This is a genomic window from Comamonas sp. GCA5, assembly GCF_036541385.1.
Lineage (GTDB): Bacteria > Pseudomonadota > Gammaproteobacteria > Burkholderiales > Burkholderiaceae_C > Comamonas > Comamonas aquatica.
On the sequence record NZ_JAZHFR010000041.1, the window covers coordinates 1 to 22,671 of the forward strand.

Here is a 22,671-nt window from a genome sequence, read left to right on the forward strand (position 1 = left end):
CAGGCGCGCCAGGCGCCGGGCAGCAGCGCGTGGCTCAGCGCCGGCAGGCACAGCACGCTGAGGCTGGACTGGTGCGGCTGGCCCAGGGCCATGGCGTGCTCCACCACCCGGTCCAGCCCCTGCCAGCTGCGCTGCACCTCCTCCCACAGCCGCAGGGCGCGCGCCTGCGGGCGCAGCCGGCCCTGGGCGCGCTCGAACAGGGCGTAGCCCAGCAGCTGCTCCAGCCGCGCCAGCTCGCGGCTGATGGTGGGCTGCGAGGTGCACAACAGCTGCGCCGCACCGGTGGCGCTGCCGGTGAGCATGAGGGCGCGGAAGACCTCGATGTGGCGGTGGCCGATGCGCTCGGGCAAGGCCGGGGGGGCGGGAGGGGTCATGGCCCAAGCATATCCAGAATGAATTACCCACCCACAAACAAGCATTGGACTAAATAGCCAACCGCCCGCATCATGCAGACCTGCAGGAAGACGGCGCCCCCGGACTTTCTGCCTGTTTTTGCCCTGTAGCGCTGATGCAGCCTGCGCAGAATGCTCTGAAAGTTGAGAACTCCATGTCCTGCTCCTTCTCGCCCGAACAACTGTGGAACCTGGCCGACACCTACGGCACCCCGCTGTGGGTCTACGACGCCCAGGTGATCCGTGCACGCATCGCCCAGCTGCAGGCGTTTGACACCGTGCGCTTTGCGCAGAAGGCCTGCTCCAACATCCACATCCTGCAGCTGATGCGCGAACAGGGCGTGAAGGTGGATGCGGTCTCGCGCGGCGAAATCCTGCGCGCCCTGGCGGCCGGCTATGTGGCCGGCGGCGAGCCCTCGGACATCGTCTTCACCGCCGACGTGATGGACGCTGCCACCCTGGCCACCGTGGTCGAGCACCAGGTGCCGGTGAACGCCGGCTCCATCGACATGCTGCACCAGCTGGGCGCGGCCTCGCCCGGCCACCACGTGTGGCTGCGCATCAACCCCGGCTTTGGCCACGGCCACAGCAACAAGACCAACACCGGCGGCGAGCACAGCAAGCACGGCATCTGGCACACCGACCTGCACGCTGCGCTGGACGCCATCGCCCAGCACGGCCTGCACCTGGCCGGCCTGCACATGCACATCGGCTCGGGCGTGGACTACGCCCACCTGCAGGAGGTCTGCGGCGCCATGGTGGCCCTGGTCAAGTCGGCCAAGGACCACGGCCACGACCTGCAGGCCATCTCGGCCGGCGGCGGCCTGTCCATCCCCTACCGCGATGGCGACCCGACCATCGACACCGAGCACTACTTCGGTCTGTGGAACGCGGCGCGCAAGCAGGCCGAGGCCATCGTCGGCCACCAGCTGGCGCTGGAGCTGGAGCCCGGCCGCTTCCTGGTGGCCGAATCCGGCGTGCTGCTGGGCACGGTGCGCGCCACCAAGGGCGCGGGCAGCAACCACTTCGTGCTGGTCGACACCGGCTTCAACGAACTGATGCGCCCCAGCATGTACGGCAGCTACCACGGCATGCACCTCCAGCGCCGCGGCGTGGGCGTGCTGCCCGCCGTGCGCGACAGCGTGGTGGCTGGCCCGCTGTGCGAGTCGGGTGACGTCTTCACCCAGGGCGACGGCGGCGTCGTGCTGCCGCGCGCGCTGGGCGATGCACAGGTCGGTGACCTGCTGGTCATTCACGACACCGGGGCCTACGGCGCCAGCATGTCCAGCAACTACAACACCCGCCCGCTGGCGGCCGAGGTGCTGGTCGATGGAGACCAGGTGCGCCTGATCCGCCGCCGTCAGACGGTGGACGAGCTGCTGGCCCTGGAGCTGGGTCTGTAAAGCGGTTGGCCGCACAACGCGCCGCACGCAAAAAGGGAGCCGATCGGCTCCCTTTGTTTTGCAAATGCATAGCAGCCAGCGCTGGCTGCACCTGCGCCAGCGGCCGATGGGGCTTAAAGGCCTTCGTGCTTGGGGTCGCGCGCCATCAGGCGCTGCACCGCGGCCTGCGGGGTGATGTGGCCGTCCAGCAGCTCCACCACCGTGGCAGCAATCGGCATCTCCACGCCCACGGCCTGGGCGCGCTGCACCACGGTGCGCGCGCTGTACACGCCCTCGGCCACGTGGCCCAGCGAATCCACGGCCTGCGCCAGCGTCAGGCCTTGCGCCAACAGCAGGCCGACCTTGCGGTTGCGCGACAGATCGCCCGTGGCGGTCAGCATCAGATCGCCCAGCCCGCTCAAGCCCATGAAGGTCTCGGGCTTGGCACCCAGGGCCACGCCCAGGCGCGTCATCTCGGCCAGCCCGCGCGTCAGCAGGGCGGCGCGGGCGTTCAAGCCCAGGTGCAGGCCGTCGCACAGGCCGGCGGCAATCGCCATCACGTTCTTCACGGCCCCGCCGACCTCCACGCCGACGATGTCCTCGTTGGCGTACAGGCGCAGCGGCCCGGTGTGGAAGGCCTCCAGCAGGGCCTGGCGCACGGCGGCATGGCGGCTGGCGGCCACCAGCAAGGTGGGCTGGCCGCGGGCCACTTCCTGGGCAAAGCTGGGACCGCTGAGCGCACCGCTGGCCAGCTGCGGCGCCACCTGGGCGCACACCTCGTGCGGCATCAGGCCGACGCCGGCATGGCCGGCGGGCACGGCCTCGAAGCCCTTGCACAGCCAGGCCACGGGCACGCGCACCTGGGCTGCGGCCAGGGCCTGCAGGGTGCTGCGCAGCGCCGACATGGGGGTGGCGATGATGACCAGGTCCATGCCCTGCACGGCCTGCGCCAGCGGCGCGGCGCTGACCTGCAGCCCGTCGGGGAAGGCCATGTCCGGCAGGTAGCGGGGGTTGCTGCGCGCAGCCTGCATCTCCTGCACCTGCTGCGCATTGCGCGCCCACAGCGTGACCTGGTGGCCGGCGGTGTGGCGGGCCGCGCCAATCGCCAGGGCCGTGCCCCAGGCACCGGCACCAATCACAATCAAATTCATAGCTTTAAGCGCTTGTATCCATTGACCTAAAGGCCAAAAAATGCATAAAAAAGACCCCGCATGCGGGGCCTCTTTTGTAGCACGCCCGCAGGCGGTGCCGCAGGAGCCGGGCTTACTGCACGGTGCCGTCGGCCTGGGCCGCGGCGTTCTGCTGCTCGTACATGGCCTGGAAGTTGATTTCCGCCAGGTGCACGGGCGGGAAGCCGGCGCGGGTCACCACGTCGGCGACGTTGCCGCGCAGGTAGGGGTAGATGATCTGGGGGCAGGCCACGCCGATCACGCCACCCATCTGGTCTTCGGGGATGTTGCGGATTTCAAAGATGCCGGCCTGCTTGGCTTCCACCAGGAACAGGGTCTTGTCTTCGATCTTGGTGTGCACGGTGGCGGTCACGGCCACTTCGAACAGGCCTTCGGCCACGGGCGTGGCTTCCACACCCAGCTGGATGTCGACATTGGGCTGTTCCTGCTGCAGCAGGATGGCGGGCGAGTTGGGCTGCTCCAGGGACAAGTCCTTCAGATAGACACGTTGGATCTGGAAGACGGGCGTTGCTTGTTCGGACATGGTCTCGGTCTTTCTTACTTACGCTTGCTACGCAAAACAGTCGGTCATAAAAAGGCCCGCTGGCAGTGGCTGCGACAGCGGGCACTTGGGGTGGCATTATGCAGCGCGGCGCTGCGGCCCACGACCTCAGGCGTTGAGCAGGGGCAGCAGTCCGCCCTTGGCGTCCAGCGCGATCAGGTCGTCGCAGCCGCCGACATGGGTGTCGCCGATGAAAATCTGGGGCACGGTGCGGCGGCCGGTGATCTGCATCATGTGGTCGCGCGCAGCGGGATCGCTGTCGATGCGGACTTCTTCGATCTGTTCCACCCCCTTGGACTTGAGCACCTGCTTGGCGCGCACGCAGTAGGGGCAGACGGCGGTGGTGTACATCTTCACGGCTTGCATGGGGAAATCCTTGTCAGTCTGGAAACAGGGGCCACGAAAAAGGGGCCTCGCGGACCCCTTGATGGTAGGACAGCTGGAAAGAACCAGCCGGCTTAGGCCTTATCCACCGGCAGGCCGGCATCGCGCCAGGCCTTCATGCCGCCGGCCAGGGCCTGGGCCTTCTCGAAGCCCAGCTTCTTGGCCTGGGCCTCGGCGCGCACGGCGCGCGTGCCCTTGTCGCACACCAGGATCACGGGCACGGCCTTGTTCTTGGCCACCTGGGGCAGGCGCTCGTCCAGCTGCGACAGGGGGATGTTCTTGGCGTTGGTGATGTGGCCCTTCACATATTCCTCGGGCTCGCGCACGTCCACCACCACGGCTTTTTCGCGGTTGATCTTGGCCACGGCGTCGTTGGGCTGCAGCGAACCACCACCCATGCCCTTGAGGCCGGGCACCAGCAGCAAGCCACCAGAGACCACCGCCAGCAAAATCAGATACCAGTTTTCAACAATGAACGTCACGTCAGTCCTCAGGTTGGCAAAGTGCGCAATTCTAGAGCGACAGCCAACGCCCTGGACAATCCAAGCCATACAGGCCGGTGGTGCGGCCTAAAATAGCGGGTTGACACTTTTCCCTCCGTATTTCTTCGAAAGCCGCCATGTACAAGCTCGTGCTGATCCGCCACGGTGAGTCCACCTGGAACCTTGAAAACCGCTTCACCGGCTGGACCGATGTGGACCTGACGCCCACCGGCGTCTCGCAGGCCATGTCGGCCGGCAAGCTGCTCAAGGCGGAAGGCTACGAGTTTGACCTGGCCTACACCTCGGTGCTCAAGCGCGCCATCCACACCCTGTGGTACGCCCTGGACGAGATGGACTGCACCTGGCTGCCCGTGGTCAAGGACTGGCGCCTGAACGAGCGCCACTACGGCGGCCTGCAAGGCCTGAACAAGGCCGACATGGCCAAGCAGTACGGTGACGAGCAAGTGCTGGTCTGGCGCCGCAGCTACGACACGCCCCCGCCCGCGCTGGAGGCCACCGACCCCCGCAGCGAGCGCAGCGACCGCCGCTACGCCGCCCTGCAGCCCGCGCAGATTCCCCTGACCGAATGCCTGAAGGACACCGTGGCGCGCGTCGTGCCTTTCTGGACCGAGACCCTGGCGCCCCAGATCCAGTCGGGCAAGCGCATCGTGCTGGCCGCCCACGGCAACTCCATCCGTGCGCTGGTGAAGTACCTGGACAACATCGCCGACGATGCCATCGTGGGCGTGAACATCCCCAACGGCATCCCACTGGTGTACGAGCTGGACGCGCAGCTCAAGCCCATCCGCAGCTACTACCTGGGTGACGCCGAAGCCGCCGCCAAGGCCGCCGCGGCCGTGGCCGCCCAGGGCAAGGCCTGAAAGTTGTAACACCCTACCTGTCTGCGGGTGGTTGGGCCTGCGCCCGTTCACCCGCCAGGCAGCGACGTGTATATTGCGCAAGCGGATAAGTAACTGAAGAGTCTATGGGCCAAAAACTCAAAATTGCTGGATGGGTGTCGCTCGGCGTGCTGGCCGGTGCCTTGACCACGGTATCGCTGCAAACCGTTGCACGCGGTGGCATCTCGCCCCTGCCGCTGGAAGAAATCCAGCAGCTGTCGGCGGTGTTCGGCATCATCAAGACCGACTACGTCGAGCCCGTGGACGACAAGAAGCTGATCACCGATGCCATCTCCGGCATGGTGTCCAGCCTGGATCCGCACTCGCAGTATTTCGACAAGAAGTCCTTCAAGGAATTCCGTGAAGGCACGTCCGGCCGCTTCGTCGGCGTGGGCATCGAGATCACGCAGGAAGACGGACTGATCAAGATCGTCTCCCCCATTGAAGGTTCGCCCGCCGACCGCGCCGGCCTCAAGACCAACGACCTGATCACCAAGATCGACGACACCGCCGTCAAGGGCCTGAGCCTGAACGATGCCGTCAAGCGCATGCGCGGTGAGCCCAAGACCAAGGTGCAGCTGACCATCTTCCGCAAGGACGAGAGCCGCACCTTCCCCGTGACCATCACGCGCGAAGAGATCAAGACCCAGTCCGTCAAGGGCAAGCTGGTCGAGCCCGGCTACGCCTGGGTGCGCCTGAGCCAGTTCCAGGAGCGCACGGTCGACGACTTCGTGCGCAAGATCGAAGAGATCTACAAGGAAGACCCCAACGTCAAGGGTCTGGTGCTGGACCTGCGCAACGACCCCGGTGGTCTGCTGGATGCGGCCGTGGCCATCTCCGCCGCCTTCCTGCCCGAGGGCGTGACCGTGGTCAGCACCGACGGCCAGTTGGCAGAAAGCAAGTCCGTGTTCAAGGCCGCGCCCGAGTACTACGCGCGCCGTGGTCAGGGCGATCCGCTCAAGCGCCTGCCCGCCGCCCTGAAGAAGGTGCCCCTGGTGGTGCTGGTGAACGAAGGCTCGGCCTCAGCCAGCGAGATCGTGGCCGGCGCCCTGCAGGACCACAAGCGCGCCACCATCATGGGCAGCCAGTCGTTCGGCAAGGGCTCGGTGCAGACCGTGCGCCCCCTGGGCCCCGACACCGGCCTGAAGCTGACCACCGCCCTGTACTACACCCCCAGCGGCAAGTCCATCCAGGCCAAGGGCATCGTGCCCGACGTGATGGTCGATGAAACCGCCGAGGGCGACGTCTACGCCGCCCTGCGCATGCGCGAAGCCGACCTGGAAAAGCACCTGGGCAATGGTGACGCCTCGGCCGAAGCCGAAGCCTCCGCCGCCCGCGAGAAGCTGCGCGAAGAAGCCCGCAAGCGCCTGGAAGAGGACACCAAAAAGCCTGTCTCCGCGCGCCGCCTGCCCGAGTTCGGCTCGGACAAGGACTTCCAGCTGCAGCAGGCGCTGAGCCAGCTCAAGGGCCAGCCCGTCAAGGTCAGCAAGACCCTGACCGAGCGTCCGCCCGAGAAGAAGGACAAAGACGAATAAAGCTTTTCATAGCTGCCAGCGCGCGATCTGCCTGGCTTTCAAAGTCGAAACACATTGAAAGTCTTGTAAATCCAGCGCTACCAGCTCATGTTTTCAAGAACGCCGGGTGCCTTGTGTCCCGGCTTTTTTCATCGCTGTGCCGCACCGGATGGCCGGCAGCCGCCCCCAGCACCGCGGCGCGGCGCGGCGGTGATGCACCACGGTGCCGGACCTTCCCGCCATGAACGACGACCAACTCCTGCGCTACTCGCGCCACATCCTGCTCGACGAAGTCGGCATCGAAGGCCAGCAGGCCCTGCTGGACGCCCACGTGCTGATCATCGGTGCTGGCGGGCTGGGCTCGCCCGCGGCCCTGTACCTGGCGGCCTCGGGCGTGGGCCGCATCACCCTGGTCGACCACGACACCGTGGACCTGACCAACCTGCAGCGCCAGATCGCCCACACCACGGCCCGGGTGGGCCAGCCCAAAGCCAGCTCGGCGGCCCAGGCCATCCACGACCTCAACCCCGAGATCCAGGTGCACTGCATCCAGCAACGCGCCGATGCGGCCCTGCTGGACGAGCTGGTGGCCCAGGCGACGGTGGTGCTGGACTGCTGCGACAACTACCGCACGCGCCAGGCCGTCAACGCCGCCTGCGTGCGCCACCGCGTGCCCCTGGTGGCTGGCGCCATCATCCGCCTGGACGGCCAGATCACCGTGTTCGACCCGCGCCGCGAGGACTCGCCCTGCTACGCCTGCCTGTTCGCGCCCGAGGCCGACTTCGAGGAAGTCCAGTGCTCGACCATGGGCGTGCTGGCCCCGCTGGTCGGCATCATCGGCTGCATGCAGGCGGCCGAGGCCTTGAAGCTGATCGCCAACTTTGGCGAAAGTCTGACAGGCAAATTGCTGATTCTGGACGGCCGCAGCATGGAGTGGTCGCGTATGCGCACCAGCCGCAACCCCGATTGTTCAATATGCTGTAACAAGAAGTAGGACTATGACTACAGCGGTGTTCACCCAGACGGCGCAGAATTGGCCCTCGCCCTTTTGCCCCCTGACCGTGCTGCCCTTGTAGAGATTTCCCTGCCGTGAAACTACGTACTTTTTTCGTTGAAGACAACGCCACCATCCGAGAGAACCTGGTTGAGACGTTGCTTGAACTGACGGACGTCCAGCCCGTCGGGTACGCGGAAACCGAGGCCGAAGGCAAGGCCTGGCTCACCGATCCCCACAACGCGTGGGACCTGGCCATCGTCGACCTGTTCCTGCGCCAGGGCAGCGGCTTGGGGGTGGTGGCCGCCTGCCAGCAGCGCCAGCCCCACCAGCGCGTGGTGGTGCTCAGCAACTACGCCACCCTGGACGTGCGCCAGCGCTGCAAGGAACTGGGCGTGGATGCGATCTTCGACAAGTCCAACGAGATCGATGCACTGCTGGACTACTTCATGGAAATGCAGTGATCTCCTGCCGGTCCCCGGACGAAAAAAAGCTGACCTCGGTCAGCTTTTTTGATGGCGCGGGCCGCAGTGCAGATCAATCGATCAGCTTGTTCTTCAGGGCGTAGTACGTGAGGTCGCTGTTGGACGACAGCGCCATCTTCTCCATCAGGCGCGTGCGGTAGGTGCTGACGGTCTTGACGCTCAGCGACAGCGACTTGGCGATGTCACCGGCGGTTTCGCCCTTGGCCAGCTTCAGGAACACCTGGAACTCGCGCTCCGACAGTTGCTCGTGCGGCGGCGCATCGTCCTTGCGGTTGAGCTGCTGGGCCAGCAGATCGGCCACGGTGGGCGTCAGGTAGCGGCGGCCCAGGGAGATGGTGCGGATCGCCTCGGCGATTTCCTTGGGCTCGCACTCCTTGTTCAGGTAGCCGCTGGCGCCCTGGCGGATCAGGTTGATGGCGTAGTGCTCTTCCGGGTAGCCGCTCAGGATCAGGATGCCCATGTCCGGCGCCTTGGCGCGCAGCATGGCCAAGGCATCCAGGCCGCTTTGCCCGGGCATGGACAGATCCATCACCAGGACATCGATTTCCTGCTGGCGCACCAGGTCGATCGCTTCACGGCCATTGCTGGCCTCACCGACCACGCGCAGGTCCACGTGTTCCGACAAATACTGGCGCAGACCTGACCGTACGATGGAATGGTCATCCACGATACCTACTTTGATCATCGAAGCCTCTCTCTATGTTGCGGGCCAAAGCCCTGGACTTTTTGGTTTCTACAGAACAGATTGCCTGCAAATCCTTGCACTGACTGGTCTCAAAGCATCTTGATTATGCAGAAGAACTGCACCAAACTCGCAATCAACTGGAGGATTGAATGTGAAATGGACCCAACTGCGCCGCATGGCAATCAGCCTGCCCGTGGCGATTTTTGCCGCCTGCCTGATGATTGGCATCAGTGAATATGGCAACAAGCAAACCAGCCAATCCCTGAGCAACCTGGCCCACGCCTACGACACGCGCACCGCACTCAGCACTCTGACCAAGGAGATGCTGGATGCAGAAACCGGCCTGCGCGGCTACCTGCTGACCAGCGACGAAAACTACCTCAAGCCCTACAACGAAGCGATACAGAACATCAGCAGCACCCTGCAGCGCATCCGCCAGTTGATCGAGACCACGCCCCAGGGCATGGAATTCTTCATCCCGATGTCGCACAGCATCAGCCGCAAAACCGCAGAGATGGACCTGAGCCTGCGGCTGTTCCGCGAAGGCAATGCCGATGCGCTGAAGTTCGTCATGTTCACCGACATGGGCAACACGGACATGAGCAACATCCGCGAGCTCGCCCGCAAGCTCGACACACTGACGGCCGAGCGCGCCGGTCGTTACCAGCAGGACATCAACAACTCGCTCATCATGGGGCGCATCGGCGTGGCCACGGTCACGCTGTTCGGTCTGTTCGCTTTCTATCTGTACCTGCGCCAGAACAACATGGTGGACCGCCTGCACAAGCGCGAACAGGCCCTGCTGTCCGAAGAGCGCTCACGCCTGGAAAACCTGGTGCGCGAACGCACCGCCACCCTGACCGAACTGGCCAACCACCTGCAACAGGTGCGTGAAGACGAACGCGGCCACTTGGCCCGCGAGCTGCACGACGAACTGGGCGCCTTGCTGACGGCCGCCAAACTGGACGTGGCACGCCTGAAGTCGCGCATCGACATGGGCAACCCCGAGATCGCCGACCGCATCAAACACATGACGGAGACGCTCAACAGCGGGATTGCGCTCAAGCGCCGGATCGTGGAAGACCTGCGCCCCTCCTCGCTGGCGAACCTGGGGCTGTCGACCTCGCTGGAAATCCTGACCAGCGAATTCGCCCAGCGCAGCGGCATCGAGGTGGAGGCCATCTTCGAAGCCGTGGAACTGCCCGAGGCCACCGAACTGACCATCTACCGCCTGGTGCAGGAGTCGCTGACCAACATCGGCAAGTACGCCAAGGCCAGCCAGATCCAGGTCACGGTGCATCGATACCCGACCTATGTGGCGGTGCAGATCAAGGACAACGGCGAGGGCTTCGACCTTGCCAGCATCCGCCCCAATTCCCATGGGCTGGCAGGTATGCGCCACCGCGTGGAAGCGGCCGGCGGACGCCTGACCATCAACTCGGCCCTGGGTGCCGGCACTACCGTGTCGGCCATCATTCCCACAGGCGCCACCCCGGCCGAGGCCATAACTGCGATCTGAGCCCGTCCCCGGGCCAGCCCCTCATGCCACCTGCGGGTGGCTTTTTTGGGGGTGCTTGGGGGCGCTGCTGCCCGTCACCCAGTTGCCGGTGTAGGCGTGGCCCCACACGCAGCACGCCCGCAGGGCTGACACGCAGCCTCCCCCGGTACTGGCACGGCACCCTGCCGAAGCCGCCTACAGTAGGAACCCTGATTCGTCTCAAAGCACAACGAATTCAAGCAACTACGAACGAGGAGGCTCACCATGCTGCACTACGCCGTTGTTTTTCTCATCATTGCCCTGGTCGCGGCCATCTTTGGCTTTGGCGGGATCGCTTCAGGTGCCGTTGGCATCGCCAAGATTCTGTTCTTCATCTTCGTGATCATGGCCGTCATCAGCTTTGTGATGAGCCTGCTGAAAAGCAAAAGCTAAGCCAATTGGCGTGCCCCTGCCGCCTACCCATGGCCCTTCCAACCTGCGACAAGGAATGATCGATGAACCAATTTGATGACAGCAAGAAAAAACTGGCCGAAGCTGCGGAATCCACCAAGGAGGCCGTAAAGGACGCGGCGCAGACGGCCCGCGACAGTGCCAAGGAGTTTGCCCAGGAGACCCGTGCCTCGGCACGCGAAGCCGCGCAAACCACCCGCGAAGCGGCCCACCACGCCATCGGCAAGGCCCAGGAAGGCCTGCGCACCGTGGAAAAGGAACTCAGCCCGGCCATTGATGACCTGTCCGCACGCGCCCAGGAGTTCTGCAACAAAGGCATCCACCTGTGTGCCGAAGGCACGGATCGCGCACGCCGGCACTTCCAGCAGGCCGCCGAAACCACCACCCGCTATGTGGTGGAGCAGCCCGGCAAATCGATCCTGATGGCAGCGGCCGCCGGGGCGGCGATTGCTGCGGCCTTCCTGCTGGGCCGACGCCGATAAACCTGCTCGTTTGCGGCCAGCCGCACTGCTTTTACCGCCCAGCGGCCGAAGCTGGACGGTTGTTCCCCCTGCTACACCAAAACCTACATAGAGGAGCTGAATCCATGCAATCCATGAAGCAATACACACGTGCCATCGCATTTGCCACCCTGATCGGTGCCACCGTCATTGGCGCCGCCGGCTGCTCGGTGGCCCGCAACCAGCAAACTGTGGGCTCCTACGTCGATGACGCCGGCATCACCACCGCCATCAAGGCCAAGTTTGCCGAAGACCACACCGTGGCCGCTACCTCCATCAGCGTGGAAACCCTGAAGGGCACGGTGCAACTGTCCGGCTTTGCCAAGAGCCAGACCGAGAAGGACCGCGCCGAAGCCATTGCCCGCAACGTCAAGGGTGTGACCTCGGTGCGCAACAGCATCGTCGTGCGCCCCTGATCGGGCCACGCCGCGCTGCCGCGGCGGTGGCGACCACCACCGCCTGCCATGGGCCGACCCAAGCCGGGTCGGCTTTTTCATGGGCAGCGCCCACACCGTTTTGTCGTTAAGCTTGCCGCATGCGTGCCTATACCTGCGACCACTGCGGCCATCTGGTGTTCTTTGAGAGCACCGCCTGCGTGCATTGCGGCGCCCATCTGGCCTTTGTGCCTGAGTGGATGCGCATGGCCGCACTGGAACCTCATGCCACGCAGCCTAACGTCTGGCAGCCCCTGTCGGCCACACACACACCGCACCTACGGCTGCGCATGTGCCACAACCGCAGCAGCGCCGGCAACCCCTGCAATTTCACGACCGATGCCGATGGCTCGCAGCCCTACTGCGTTTCGTGCCGCCAAACCCGCTGGTTGCCCAACTTTGCCAACCCACAGAACCTGCTGCGCGCGCACAAGATCGAAAACGCCAAGCGCTACCTGTTCTACACCCTGTCCTGCCTGCAATTGAGCGTGCTGCAAGGCTTTACGGCGCCCACTTTCGATTTCCTGGAAGACCTGCCCGGCCAGCCCCCGGTGCTGACCGGCCACCTGAACGGCATCATCACGCTGAATGTGGCCGAAGCCGATGACGACGAAAGGGCGCGCCGCCGCCAGGCCCTGTTCGAGCCTTACCGTACCCTACTGGGTCATCTGCGGCATGAGTCCGGCCATTTCTTCTGGGATGCACTGGTGCGCGACACCGCCTGGTTGCAGCCTTTCCGCGCGCTGTTCGGGGATGAGCGGGCCGACTATGCCCAGGCCCTGCAAGCCCACTATGCCCGCGGCCCACAGGAGCTGGCCGGTTGGCAACAGCAGCATGTGAGCGCGTATGCCGCCGCCCACCCGTGGGAGGACTGGGCCGAAACCTGGGCCCATTACCTGCACGTCATGGACCTGATGGAGACCGCTGCCAGCTATCGCGTGCAACTGCGACTGCCGGGGCACATGGCCAGCTGCCCCCGCTGGACAACCCCTTCGACACGCACAGCCTGCCGTTCGAGCACATCCTGCAGCAGTGCGTACCGCTGACACTGCTGCTCAACAGCCTGAACCGCAGCCTGGGCCACAACGACGCCTACCCGTTTGCCCTGTCGACCGGTGCCGTGGCCAAGCTCGGCTTTGTCCACCAGGTGGTGGGGGCCCACCGTGGGGCAGCAGGGCCAGGCTGATGCCGCTGCGGTAGCGGCCTGCAACGGCCAGATTTCTCGACCGCTGATCGCGGGCCGATGGCCCTAGACCGTGATCGTTCCGCTCAGGTAGCGGGCGCAATCGCCCGCGACGTCCACGCTCGATGCCGTCACCTCGCAGTACAGAGTGCCTGTGCGCCGCGAGGCCTGGTGGCCGATCAGGACCGACTTGCCCAATTGTCCTGCCCAGTACGGCGCCAGCGCGGCGTGGATGGAACCGGTGACCGGGTCTTCCTCCCCGCCATTTGCAGGCCAGAAGTAACGGCTCACAAAGTCATAGCCCGCGCCAGGGTCCGCAGGGGCTGTCACGACCACATCGAGGGGGCCCAGCGTTTGCAAGCGGACCAGATCCGGCTGGACCGCGCGCACGTCCGCTTCGTTCGCATACACGGCGACATAGGCCTGTTCGTTCACCAGCACCGCGGATGGCGCAGGACGCAAGCCCAGCAGCAGCGCGGCAGGCACGGCGGCCAGTGGGCGCGCATCGCGGCGGGGGAGCGCCATGACGATGCGACCGCTCGCCTGCAGCGTCGCCACCACGTTCCCCACGGCAGCGGCCCAGAACGTGAGGCGGTCACACCCGGGCTTGGACGCGAAGAGCACACAGGCGCTGGCCAGCGTGGCATGGCCACAGAATGCGATCTCCTTGATCGGCGAGAACCAGCGGATCTCGAACGCTGCGCGGTCATCGCTCCAGACCAGGAAGGCGGTTTCGGAGAGGTTGTTTTCGGTGGCAATCGCTTGCAGCGTCGCATCGGGCAGCCATGCTTCAAGCACGACCACGGCAGCTTGGTTGCCCTTGAATTGTTCGGAGGTGAACGCGTCAACGATATGGATTGGCAGTTGCATGGCAGGTGGGCAGGGGTGAGGGAATGGAGGCACCCGGTGGGCGCATGCCATGGGGCATGGCACAGGGCCGAGCACGAGGAAATCATAGAGGCTCAATATCTGCGGACTGGCCCCAACGACTGCCTTGAGCAGGTTGAATGTTTTCCACGAGGCTTCCACGGCCCAATGCCACTGGCCAAGCGAGAACGTGCCACAAGCGGCTTTGACACGATCCTGCGAGAACAGGCTACCGCGTCACCATCTGCATGGCTTGCTCCGAGTGAACGCCCCATTGGCCACCGACATCCTTATCGCGATGGACGCAGCGCGCGACTGGGCGCACGAGAATGCCGTCCGATGTGCTCCAGCTCCAGGCAGTGACGAAGTCCGAACGCGGCGATGCACCCTGGGACACCTCCATCCCAACTGCAGCCGTACGCATCCAGGACCCGGCGGTCCATACACCCCGCTTGCCCTCGCGCCACATCAGGTCGCAGTGCCCGCCGGCACCCCGCGCAGGTCTGGAACGCTGCGTCTCATGGCGACACGCCATCCAGTCCCAGCGGCCCGGTCGGAAACTGCTCGATGGGCAGCGGGCGGGCAAACAGGTAGCCCTGGAACAGGGTGCATCCGCAGTCGGCCAAGAACTGCCGCTGCGCCAGCGTCTCCACGCCCTCGGCGATGATCTCCAGCTCCAGGGAGGTGCCGAGGTTCACGATGGCCTGCAAGATGGTGGCACCCTGGGTGCCGCTCTTGAGGTCGCGCACAAAGCTTTGGTCGATCTTGAGCTGGTCCAGCGGCAGCTGGCGCAGGTACGACAGCGACGAATAGCCGGTGCCAAAGTCATCCAGGGAAAAGCCCAGCCCCAGCTGGCGCAGCTGGTGCATGCGCCGCACCACCTGGTCGAGATCGCCCATCACCAGGTTTTCCGTCAGCTCCAGCTTCAAGCCTGCAGGGCGGACCTGGTGGCGCTCGATGGTCTGGGCCACGAGCTGAGGGAAGTCCGGGTCCAGCAACTGGCGCGCGCTGACATTGATCGCCAGCCGCAGGTGCTGGGTGGACGGCGCGCTTTGCCAGCGGCGCAGCTGCGCGCACCCGGTATCCAGCACCCAGGCACCAATGTGCAGGATCAGTTCGCTCTCCTCGGCCAGCGGGATGAACTCGGCCGGGGACACCGAACGGCCCGCGCTGGTGACCCAGCGCACCAGGGCCTCCGCCCCCGCAATGCGCCCGTCGTGGTCCACCTGGGGCTGGTAATGCAGCACCAGTTCCCGACGCTCGATGGCATGGCGCAAGCCTTCTTCCAGCGCCGCCTTGTGCGCCACTGCAGCTTGCATCCAGGCATCAAAGAACATGATGGCATTGCGTCCGGCAGCCTTGGCCCGGTACAGCGCCAGATCGGCTTGGCTCAGCAAGGTCTGGGCGTCCTGCTCCTCCCCGCCCAACAGCGTGACGCCGATGCTGGTGGAGCAATAGAACTGCAGGCCGTTGAGCAGGTAGGGCTGGCTCAGCGCCAAGCGCAGTTGCTCGGCAATCGCCATGGACTGCGCCCGGGCTGCCTGCGGATCAGGGTCCAGCCCCTGCGCCAGCACCACGAACTCGTCGCCGCCCAGCCGGGAGGCCGTATCGCCACTGCGCACATTGGCGCTGATGCGCTGCGCCACCTCGACCAGCAGTTGGTCGCCCACGGCATGCCCCCGGGTGTCGTTGATGACCTTGAAGTTGTCCAGGTCCAGCACCATCAGCGCGCCGTGGGTCTGGTCCTGCTGGCAGGTCTGCAGCGCGCGCGGCAGCAGCTCCTGCAGCCTCCGGCGGTTGGCCAGTTGCGTCAGCGGATCGTAGAAGGCCAGTTGGTGGACTTTTTCTTCGGCCTCTTTCTGCTCGGTGATGTCCTGCATGTTGCCGAACCAGGCACACAGCCTGCCCTGGGCATCGCGCTGCATCTGTGAACGCGAGCGCACCCAGCGCATCGCGCCATCCGTTCGGCGCTGCACCGGGTACATCATTTCCGATTCGCTCTGGGTGTCGCGCAACTGGGTCATCATCTGCGCCCAGACCCGCTCGCGGTGCTCTGGGTGCACCAGTTCCCGCCAACCTTCCAGGGTGCGCGAACCATCGGGCCGCAGTCCCAGTATGTCATCCAGTTGGGGCGAAGTACGGAATACCTCGCGCTCGGGGTCATAGACGAAGTACCCGACCTTGGCCAGTTGCTGGGAATTGCTCAGCAAGGCCTCGCGTTCGCGCAGGCTCTCCACGGTGCGCCGCAGCTCGGCGGTCTGCTCCTTCACCCGCTCTTGCAGCGCCTGCTCCCGCTCGGCCAGCGACTCGGACAGGGCCTTGATGGTCAGGGTGTCGCGCATCGCCAGCCAGGTACGGCGGTGGTCCACCTGGGCCATGCCAAAGGTCATGCACCAGTAGACCGCCAGCGAGAGGGGCAGGCTGAAGCCCATGGGCTCCACATAGGGTTGCTGCAGCACCTGCAGCAGGAGGACCGCCCACGCACTACCGGCAAACACCGTCCACACCCGCACAAAATGCGCCATGGTGGGAATCAGGAAGACGATGGTGATGCACAGCAGCATCAGGCGGTAGTAGAACAGCGCGTCCAGTTGGCCGGTCTGGACGATCAGGGGCATCAGCCCCCAGATCACGCCGGCCAGGCCGGCCGGCAGGCACTCCCAATTGACCAGCGTACGGGCTGGCACACCGCGCTCCAGGGCCTTCAGCGCCCAGCGACCAAAGACGGCGCTGCCGATCAGGGGGAGGGCAATCAGCGCCGCCCACAGCAGCAGACGGCCATGGTCGACCACCTGCCAGTGCGGGAACAGCACCGCCACGATGCCCAACAGCCCGATGGGAGCCGCCATGCTGGTGCGGTGAAACAGTTCCCTGGCCAGGGCCGCCTGCAAGGCGCCCTGGGGGATGGTGATGGCGTCGGTGGAAGCGGCCATGCTCAGCCCCCGTGCGGGGCCTCAATGCTGCGGGCGATGTGTGCCCGGCTGGCGCCCGCATGCCCAGCTTGGGCCAGCACGCGCCAGCCGCCATACTGGGTCACGCCCTGCGGGCCATCGCCCAGGAGCCCAACGCCCATGCCGCCGACGTCGTTCATGGCAGAGGACCCCGGATGTCGAAAATGGTGACGGGCATGGCAAAGATTTACATTTTGTTGGATCTAACGATGCGGGATCGCCAGCCCCGCTGTCAAGCCACGTTCCTTGAAGTCGCGCTGCTGTCCTGCATGGACAGGCTGGACCGCCGCATGCCATGGGTCGGATGCGCCACAGCAGCCTGCAGATGGGCGATTCCGCAGGGAGCCGTGGGTGGTGGTTCAGCACCAGCTCACACAGGCTGGAGCAGACCTGCCCACACGGGCACAGCACTGCCACCAGCGCCCGGCACCGGTCTGCCACCGGGCGACGCACCGTGGCCCCCGGGGTCTCAGCCCCGGCCCAGCTTGGCCAGCAGCTGCTGCAGCACGGTGGGCGAGACAAACTGGCGCACCTCGTCGCCGCCCAGGGTGGCGATCTCGCGCACCAGGGTGCTGCTGATGAACATGTACTGCGCGCTGGGCGTCAGGAAGATGGTGTCCACATCGGGCATCAGGTGGCGGTTCATGCCCGCCAGCTGGAACTCGTAGTCGAAATCGGTGCCGGAGCGCAGGCCGCGCACCATCACCCGCGCGCCCTGGGCGCGCACGAAATCGCGCACCAGGCCGTCGAAGCTCTCCACCCGGATATTGGGCACGTCGCTGAAGACGCCACGCGCCAGGGTCAGGCGTTCGTCCAGCGAAAACATCGTCTTCTTGTGGTGCCCGGCGGCCACGGCCACCACCACCTGGCCGAACATCTGGGCCGCGCGGCGGATCATGTCTTCATGCCCCAGGGTGATGGGGTCAAAGGTGCCGGGGTAGACGGCGACCACGTGCTCGGCCATGGCGATCTCCAGGTTGTAGCGATGATGGCGCGCATTATGCCTGCGCGCGTTTGAGACATAAAAATAGCTTCTGACGCTTGTCCATCAAGCGTCAGAAGCTATGAATTTAGAGCCAGGGGCTGCCCTCAGCCGGGCAGCTTCTGCAGCAGGTGGGCATACACGGCGCCGGCCTTCAGGTAGCGGTGCAGGTGCAGGCCCAGGGCCGCCAGCTCATCCTCGGTCCAAGCCTTGGGGGCCTCCAGGTAGATGAAGCCATCCTCGGCCACGGCCTGGGCGGCCGCCTTCATGGCGGGGCCGAACAGGGCTTCCGCAGCAAACGGCGGGTCGATGAACACCACATGCCAGTGGCCGGGCGCGCTTTGCGCCAGGGCCGCAACGCCGTCACCGCGCTGCACGTGGACGCCTTCGGCCTTGAGCTGCTGGCCCAGGCGCTCCAGCTGCTGGGCCAGGGCGGCATCCTGCTCCACCATGCGCACCTGGGTGGCGCCGCGCGAGGCGGCCTCGAACCCCAGGGCGCCGGTGCCGGCAAAAGCGTCGATGCAGCGCCAGCCCCCCAGGTCCTGGCCCAGCCAGTTGAACAGGGTTTCCCGCACGCGGTCCGGCGTGGGGCGCAGGCCGGGCCGCTGGGCCACGGCCAGGCGGGTGCGGCGCCATTGGCCGCCAATGATGCGTACCTCGCCGGCGCCGCCAGTGTTGGCCTTGGCGGGCTTGGGGCCCTTGCTGCCGGGCTTCTTGCCCGCCGCCACGGCGGCGGCTTCGGCCTCGGCCTGCTTGAAGGCCTCGCGCTTTTTCAAGCGGGCTTCCAGCGCCAGGGCTTCCTCGATGTTGCGATAACTGTTGCGACCCATTACTTCTTTTCTCCCAACACCACGGTCACCATGCGCTCGGGCTGCAGCACACGCTGCATGGCGCGGCGCACGTCGTCCGTGGTCAATGCTTCAATCTTGGCCGTCCAGTGGTCCAGGTAGTCCAGTGGCAGGCCATTCCACGCAATATTGGCCACATTGGCCAGCAGCTTGCGGTTGCTGTCGATGCGCAGCGCAAAGCTGCCAATCAGGTTGTCCTTGGCGTCGCGCAGCTCCTGCTCGGTCGGGCCTTCGGCCACGAACTGCGCCAGCGTGGCCTGCGCCACCTGGCGCGCCTGCTCGGCCTGGTCGGGGCGGGTCTGCAGGCCGACGGTGAAGGCGCCGGCATGCAGGCCGGGGGCAAAGCTGCTGGACACACCATAGGTCAGGCCGCGCTTTTCACGCACCTCTTCCATCAGGCGCGACACCAGGCCACCGCCGCCCAGGATGTGGTCGCCGACCAGCAGGGCCAGGAAGTCCGGGTCGTTGCGCTTGATGCCGGGCTGGCCGATCAGCACCTGGGCCTGGGCCGACTGGAAGGGAATGCGGATGTCCTGGGCCTGCTGCAGCGCCGGCACCTCGGCCACGGCGGGCAGGGGCTGGCAGCCGTGGCCATCGCCCTTGGGCAGGCGCGCCAGCAGCCGGGTCACCAGGGCATCGGCCTGGGCCTTGTCGACGGCGCCCACCACGCTCACCTTGGCACGGCAGGCCTGCAGGGTCTGGGCGTGGAAGGCCTGCATGTCGCGGATCTGCAGGTGCTGCAGCGTCTGCTCGGTCACGCGCTGGCCATAGGGGTGGCCGCTGTAGACGGCCTGGGCGTAGGCCCGCCGCGCCACCGTGCCGGGGCGGGTGTTGGATTCGGCGATCGAGGCGCTCCAGCGGGCGCGCTCGCGCTGCCAGACCTCGGCCGGCCAGCTGGGCTGTGCGATCTGGCGCGAGGCCAGGTCCACCGCGCGCTGCAGCAGGTCGGGCACGGTCAGGCTGCGCAGGGTGTAGCTGAAGCTGTCCGGCCCGGCGCTGGCCTCCAGGCCCGCGCCCAGGTCGGCCCAGGCCTCGCCCAGGGCGTTTTCATCCAGCGCCGGCTGCTTGCCGTCGGCACGGATGCCCTTGGCCGCCATCAGGCTGACCGCTGCCGCCAGGCCGGCCTTGCCGGCGGGATCGCGGCGCGATCCGGCATCGAAGTCGACCTGGATGTCCACCATGGGGATGCTGGGGCTTTCCACCAGCCAGACCTGGGCGCCCGAAGGCTGTTGCCAGTGCTGGATCGGCAGCAGGGCCCAGGCGGAATTGATACCAAAACCAGAGAATGTGCAAGCCAGCCAAGCGCTGGCAGCTATGAATTTCGTTTTCATCGTCAGCAACTTTCAGTGCATTTGCGCAGAGGCTGGGGCCGCCGCAGGGCGGGCCTGGCCGGCGGCGCGGGGCTGGGGCACCAGGGTGCCGATGGTCAGCTGGTCGTTGCCAAAATACCGACCCGCCACGCGCTGCACGTCGGCGGCGCTGACCTGCATCAGCTGCTGCAGCAGCAGCTCGTCCGCATTCACGGGCATGTCCATGACCCAGTAGTTGCCCAGGCTCTGTGCCTGGCCCATGACCGAGTCGCGCTCGTAGACCTGCGAGGCCATCCACTGCGTCTTCACGCGCTCCAGCTCGGCGGGCTGGATGCCCTCCTTGGCGATGCGCTGCACCTGGGCGCGCAGGGCCTGTTCCAGCTGGGCCGGGGTCTTGCCCTTGGCGGGCACGCCGGTCAGCGTGAACACGGCGGGACCGCGCCCCAGCACGCCGGCCGAGCTGCCGGCGCTGTCGGCGACGCGGTCCTTGCCCTGCACCAGGGCGCGCTCCAGGCGCGCGCCGTCATAGCCGTCCAGCACGGCGGACAGCACCAGCAGCGCCAGCGCGTCCTTGTCCGAGGCTTCCAGGTCCTGCACCTTGCGGATCGCGGGCACGCGGTAGGCCATGGCCACGAAGGCCTGTTCGGCCGGCTGCTGGACCTCGATGCGGCGCAGGCCGATCTGCCGGGGCTCCTCGCGCGGCTTGCTGACTGGCGCGGCGCGCGTCGGAATCTGGCCGTAGGTTTCCTCGGCCCAGGCCCGGACCTGCGCCACGTCCACATCCCCGGCGACCACCACGGCAGCCTTGGCCGGCACATACCACTGGCGGTGGAACTGGCGCACGTCGTCGGCCGTCATGGCGTCCAGGTCGCTCATCCAGCCCACCACCGGGCGGCGGTAGGGGTTGGACTGGTAGACGGTGGCAAACAGCTGTTCGAACAGCATGGAGCGCGGGTTGTCCTCGGTGCGCATGCGGCGCTCTTCCTTGACGACCTCGATTTCCTTGGTGAATTCGGCGTCCGGCCACTGGTTGTGGGCAAAGCGGTCGGCCTCCAGCACCATCACGTCGCGCAGCCGGTCGGCCGGGATCTGCTGGTAGTAGCCCGTGTAGTCGCGGTTGGTGAAGGCGTTCTCCTGCCCGCCCAGCGCGGCCACGCGGCGCGAGAACTCGCCCGGCGCCAGCTGCTCGGAGCCCTTGAACATCATGTGCTCCAGCACGTGGGCCACGCCGGTGGTCCCATCGACCTCGTCCATGGCGCCCACGCGCACCCACAGCATGTGCACGGCCGTCGGCGCGCGGCGGTCGGGCTGCACGATCAGCTGCATCCCATTGCGCAGCGTGAACTGCTGCACCGACGACGCCGGGTTGGCCACCGCCGTGCCGGCCCATGCAGCCAGAGATGAGGACAACGTGCCAGCGGGGGCCAAATTCTCGGCCCCGGCACTCAGGCTGGCCACCAGCGCTAGGAGGGATAAAGTTCGTTTCATAGAATGCAGGATTCTAAGAACCCGCCAATGTTCAGTTTTTTCAAGAAAAAAGTTCCCACCACCGACGCAACGCCTGCTTCCACGCAGACGGACGCGGTCGTTCCCACCACCCAGCCCCCGGTGAGCGAGGCCGCTGCGGCCCCCGCCTCCGTCGGCGGCTGGCTGCGCAACACCTTCGGCATGGGCGACAAGGAGGCACAGCCTACCGCAGTTGCCAAGCCCGCGCCGGCGACCGAGACCTTTGCACCCGAGCCCCAGGCCAAGCCCGAAGCGGCCGCCGACCGCGGCAGCTGGATGGACCGCCTCAAGCGCGGCCTGCGCAAGACCGGCTCCAGCATCGCCACGGTGTTCACCGGCACCCAGATCGATGACGCCCTGTACGAGGAGCTGGAAGACGCGCTGCTGATGGCCGACACCGGCGTCAAGGCCACCCTGCACCTGCTGGAGGACCTCAAGCGCCGCGTCAAGGAGACCAAGACCACCGAGCCCGCCGCCGTCAAGGCACTGCTGGCCGAGGCACTGGCCGACCTGCTGCAGCCGCTGGAGAAACCGCTGGTGATCGGTGAGCACACGCCCACCGTGATCATGGTGGCAGGCGTCAACGGCGCGGGCAAGACCACCTCGATCGGCAAGCTGACCAAGCACCTGGCCGACAGCGACCAGTCGGTGCTGCTGGCGGCGGCCGACACCTTCCGCGCCGCGGCGCGCGAGCAGCTGGGCGTCTGGGCCACGCGCAACACCGTGGAAATCATCAGCCAGGCCGGGGGCGACCCCGCCGCCGTCAGCTTTGACGCGGTCAGCGCCGGCAAGGCCCGCAAGAAGGACGTGGTACTGGTCGACACGGCCGGGCGCCTGCCCACCCAGCTGCACCTGATGGAAGAGCTGAAGAAGGTCAAGCGCGTGATCGCCAAGGCCGATGGCTCGGCCCCGCACGAGGTGCTGCTGGTGATCGACGGCAACACCGGCCAGAACGCGCTCAACCAGGTCAAGGCCTTCGACGAGGCCCTGGGCCTGACCGGCCTGATCGTGACCAAGCTGGACGGCACAGCCAAGGGCGGCGTGCTGGCGGCGATTGCGCAGGAGCGCCCGATCCCCGTGTACTTCATCGGCGTGGGCGAAAAGGTGGAAGACCTGGAAACCTTCAACGCCAAGGAATTTGCCCAGGCCCTGCTGGCCTGAGCCTGCGGCACGCACCGCCCCTGCCTTCAGCCC

Annotated in this window: 25 protein-coding genes; 12 read left to right on the forward strand and 13 right to left on the reverse strand. The window is 66.2% G+C overall.

Going from position 1 to position 22,671, the window contains the following annotated elements; all coding sequences use genetic code 11:
- A partial coding sequence (locus SJH88_RS11140) for a LysR family transcriptional regulator (RefSeq protein ID WP_274754512.1) occupies positions 1 to 374 on the reverse strand: 374 nt, incomplete at its 3' end.
- Positions 375 to 547: 173 nt separating this feature from the next.
- Here SJH88_RS11140 and lysA point away from each other — a divergent pair.
- A complete protein-coding gene (lysA, locus tag SJH88_RS11145) occupies positions 548 to 1,795 on the forward strand; it encodes a diaminopimelate decarboxylase (protein ID WP_274754513.1) in 1,248 nt (415 codons plus the stop codon).
- A 113-nt stretch (positions 1,796 to 1,908) separates the two neighbouring features.
- On the opposite strand, the gene SJH88_RS11150 is transcribed toward lysA, so the two are convergent.
- The 4 genes from SJH88_RS11150 to SJH88_RS11165 all read right to left on the reverse strand — a co-directional run bounded on the left by SJH88_RS11150 (position 1,909) and on the right by SJH88_RS11165 (position 4,371).
- Positions 1,909 to 2,925 carry an NAD(P)H-dependent glycerol-3-phosphate dehydrogenase gene (locus SJH88_RS11150; RefSeq protein WP_274754514.1) on the reverse strand — a complete coding sequence of 339 codons (1,017 nt, stop codon included), beginning with the start codon at positions 2,923 to 2,925 and terminating at the stop codon, positions 1,909 to 1,911.
- Between the two features lie 112 nt (positions 2,926 to 3,037).
- Positions 3,038 to 3,487, reverse strand: a complete 450-nt coding sequence (gene secB, locus SJH88_RS11155; RefSeq protein WP_210929352.1) for a protein-export chaperone SecB — start codon at positions 3,485 to 3,487, stop codon at positions 3,038 to 3,040.
- Positions 3,488 to 3,613: 126 nt separating this feature from the next.
- Positions 3,614 to 3,871, reverse strand: a complete 258-nt coding sequence (grxC, locus tag SJH88_RS11160) for a glutaredoxin 3 (protein ID WP_042416792.1) — start codon at positions 3,869 to 3,871, stop codon at positions 3,614 to 3,616.
- A gap of 92 nt (positions 3,872 to 3,963) precedes the next feature.
- The gene (locus SJH88_RS11165) at positions 3,964 to 4,371 is read right to left on the reverse strand and encodes a rhodanese-like domain-containing protein (RefSeq protein WP_274754515.1); all 408 of its coding nucleotides are present in this window, start codon (positions 4,369 to 4,371) and stop codon (positions 3,964 to 3,966) included.
- A gap of 137 nt (positions 4,372 to 4,508) precedes the next feature.
- Between SJH88_RS11165 and gpmA the strand changes: the two genes are divergently transcribed.
- The 4 genes from gpmA (at position 4,509) to SJH88_RS11185 (ending at position 8,242) form a co-directional block, all read left to right on the forward strand.
- Positions 4,509 to 5,252, forward strand: a complete 744-nt coding sequence (gpmA, locus tag SJH88_RS11170; RefSeq protein WP_274754516.1) for a 2,3-diphosphoglycerate-dependent phosphoglycerate mutase — start codon at positions 4,509 to 4,511, stop codon at positions 5,250 to 5,252.
- 104 nt (positions 5,253 to 5,356) lie between these two features.
- Positions 5,357 to 6,805, forward strand: a complete 1,449-nt coding sequence (locus SJH88_RS11175) for a S41 family peptidase (protein WP_042416801.1) — start codon at positions 5,357 to 5,359, stop codon at positions 6,803 to 6,805.
- Between the two features lie 220 nt (positions 6,806 to 7,025).
- Entirely contained in the window at positions 7,026 to 7,778 is a 753-nt protein-coding gene (locus tag SJH88_RS11180) for a HesA/MoeB/ThiF family protein (protein ID WP_274754517.1), read from the forward strand.
- Between the two features lie 95 nt (positions 7,779 to 7,873).
- Positions 7,874 to 8,242: a response regulator gene (locus SJH88_RS11185; protein ID WP_042416807.1), complete on the forward strand. Its 369-nt coding sequence runs from the start codon at positions 7,874 to 7,876 to the stop codon at positions 8,240 to 8,242.
- 73 nt (positions 8,243 to 8,315) lie between these two features.
- On the opposite strand, the gene SJH88_RS11190 is transcribed toward SJH88_RS11185, so the two are convergent.
- Positions 8,316 to 8,948: a response regulator gene (locus SJH88_RS11190; protein ID WP_043381301.1), complete on the reverse strand. Its 633-nt coding sequence runs from the start codon at positions 8,946 to 8,948 to the stop codon at positions 8,316 to 8,318.
- 151 nt (positions 8,949 to 9,099) lie between these two features.
- On the opposite strand from SJH88_RS11190, the gene SJH88_RS11195 reads away from it, so the two are divergent.
- The 6 genes from SJH88_RS11195 to SJH88_RS11220 all read left to right on the forward strand — a co-directional run bounded on the left by SJH88_RS11195 (position 9,100) and on the right by SJH88_RS11220 (position 13,016).
- Positions 9,100 to 10,467, forward strand: coding sequence for a sensor histidine kinase (locus SJH88_RS11195; protein ID WP_274754518.1), 1,368 nt, complete (start codon positions 9,100 to 9,102; stop codon positions 10,465 to 10,467).
- A 243-nt stretch (positions 10,468 to 10,710) separates the two neighbouring features.
- On the forward strand, positions 10,711 to 10,878 hold the full coding sequence (locus SJH88_RS11200; protein ID WP_042419538.1) for a DUF1328 domain-containing protein: 168 nt from the start codon (positions 10,711 to 10,713) through the stop codon (positions 10,876 to 10,878).
- Positions 10,879 to 10,940: 62 nt separating this feature from the next.
- Positions 10,941 to 11,378 carry a hypothetical protein gene (locus SJH88_RS11205; RefSeq protein ID WP_231907243.1) on the forward strand — a complete coding sequence of 146 codons (438 nt, stop codon included), beginning with the start codon at positions 10,941 to 10,943 and terminating at the stop codon, positions 11,376 to 11,378.
- Between the two features lie 113 nt (positions 11,379 to 11,491).
- Complete coding sequence (locus tag SJH88_RS11210; RefSeq protein ID WP_042419574.1) at positions 11,492 to 11,812, forward strand: BON domain-containing protein; 321 nt, start codon at positions 11,492 to 11,494, stop codon at positions 11,810 to 11,812.
- 119 nt (positions 11,813 to 11,931) lie between these two features.
- Positions 11,932 to 12,876 (forward strand): zinc-binding metallopeptidase family protein, encoded by a 945-nt coding sequence (locus SJH88_RS11215; protein ID WP_331699754.1) that lies wholly within the window; start codon positions 11,932 to 11,934, stop codon positions 12,874 to 12,876.
- Between the two features lie 5 nt (positions 12,877 to 12,881).
- Positions 12,882 to 13,016, forward strand: a complete 135-nt coding sequence (locus tag SJH88_RS11220; RefSeq protein WP_331699758.1) for a putative zinc-binding metallopeptidase — start codon at positions 12,882 to 12,884, stop codon at positions 13,014 to 13,016.
- A 63-nt stretch (positions 13,017 to 13,079) separates the two neighbouring features.
- On the opposite strand, the gene SJH88_RS11225 is transcribed toward SJH88_RS11220, so the two are convergent.
- The 7 genes from SJH88_RS11225 to SJH88_RS11255 all read right to left on the reverse strand — a co-directional run bounded on the left by SJH88_RS11225 (position 13,080) and on the right by SJH88_RS11255 (position 21,459).
- Positions 13,080 to 13,883 carry a PhzF family phenazine biosynthesis protein gene (locus SJH88_RS11225; protein ID WP_274754519.1) on the reverse strand — a complete coding sequence of 268 codons (804 nt, stop codon included), beginning with the start codon at positions 13,881 to 13,883 and terminating at the stop codon, positions 13,080 to 13,082.
- Positions 13,884 to 14,398: 515 nt separating this feature from the next.
- On the reverse strand, positions 14,399 to 16,813 hold the full coding sequence (locus tag SJH88_RS11230) for a putative bifunctional diguanylate cyclase/phosphodiesterase (protein ID WP_274754520.1): 2,415 nt from the start codon (positions 16,811 to 16,813) through the stop codon (positions 14,399 to 14,401).
- Between the two features lie 2 nt (positions 16,814 to 16,815).
- Positions 16,816 to 16,971, reverse strand: coding sequence for a hypothetical protein (locus SJH88_RS11235; RefSeq protein WP_274754521.1), 156 nt, complete (start codon positions 16,969 to 16,971; stop codon positions 16,816 to 16,818).
- Between the two features lie 329 nt (positions 16,972 to 17,300).
- The gene (coaD, locus tag SJH88_RS11240) at positions 17,301 to 17,795 is read right to left on the reverse strand and encodes a pantetheine-phosphate adenylyltransferase (RefSeq protein ID WP_260674024.1); all 495 of its coding nucleotides are present in this window, start codon (positions 17,793 to 17,795) and stop codon (positions 17,301 to 17,303) included.
- 125 nt (positions 17,796 to 17,920) lie between these two features.
- Positions 17,921 to 18,643: a 16S rRNA (guanine(966)-N(2))-methyltransferase RsmD gene (gene rsmD / locus SJH88_RS11245; RefSeq protein WP_274754522.1), complete on the reverse strand. Its 723-nt coding sequence runs from the start codon at positions 18,641 to 18,643 to the stop codon at positions 17,921 to 17,923.
- A complete protein-coding gene (locus SJH88_RS11250) occupies positions 18,643 to 19,992 on the reverse strand; it encodes a M16 family metallopeptidase (RefSeq protein ID WP_274754523.1) in 1,350 nt (449 codons plus the stop codon). The genes rsmD and SJH88_RS11250 overlap by 1 nt, the downstream gene beginning before the upstream one ends.
- 12 nt (positions 19,993 to 20,004) lie before the next feature.
- Positions 20,005 to 21,459 carry a M16 family metallopeptidase gene (locus SJH88_RS11255; RefSeq protein ID WP_274754524.1) on the reverse strand — a complete coding sequence of 485 codons (1,455 nt, stop codon included), beginning with the start codon at positions 21,457 to 21,459 and terminating at the stop codon, positions 20,005 to 20,007.
- Between the two features lie 27 nt (positions 21,460 to 21,486).
- On the opposite strand from SJH88_RS11255, the gene ftsY reads away from it, so the two are divergent.
- Positions 21,487 to 22,638 (forward strand): signal recognition particle-docking protein FtsY, encoded by a 1,152-nt coding sequence (ftsY, locus tag SJH88_RS11260; protein ID WP_274754525.1) that lies wholly within the window; start codon positions 21,487 to 21,489, stop codon positions 22,636 to 22,638.
- Positions 22,639 to 22,671 lie beyond the last annotated feature (33 nt).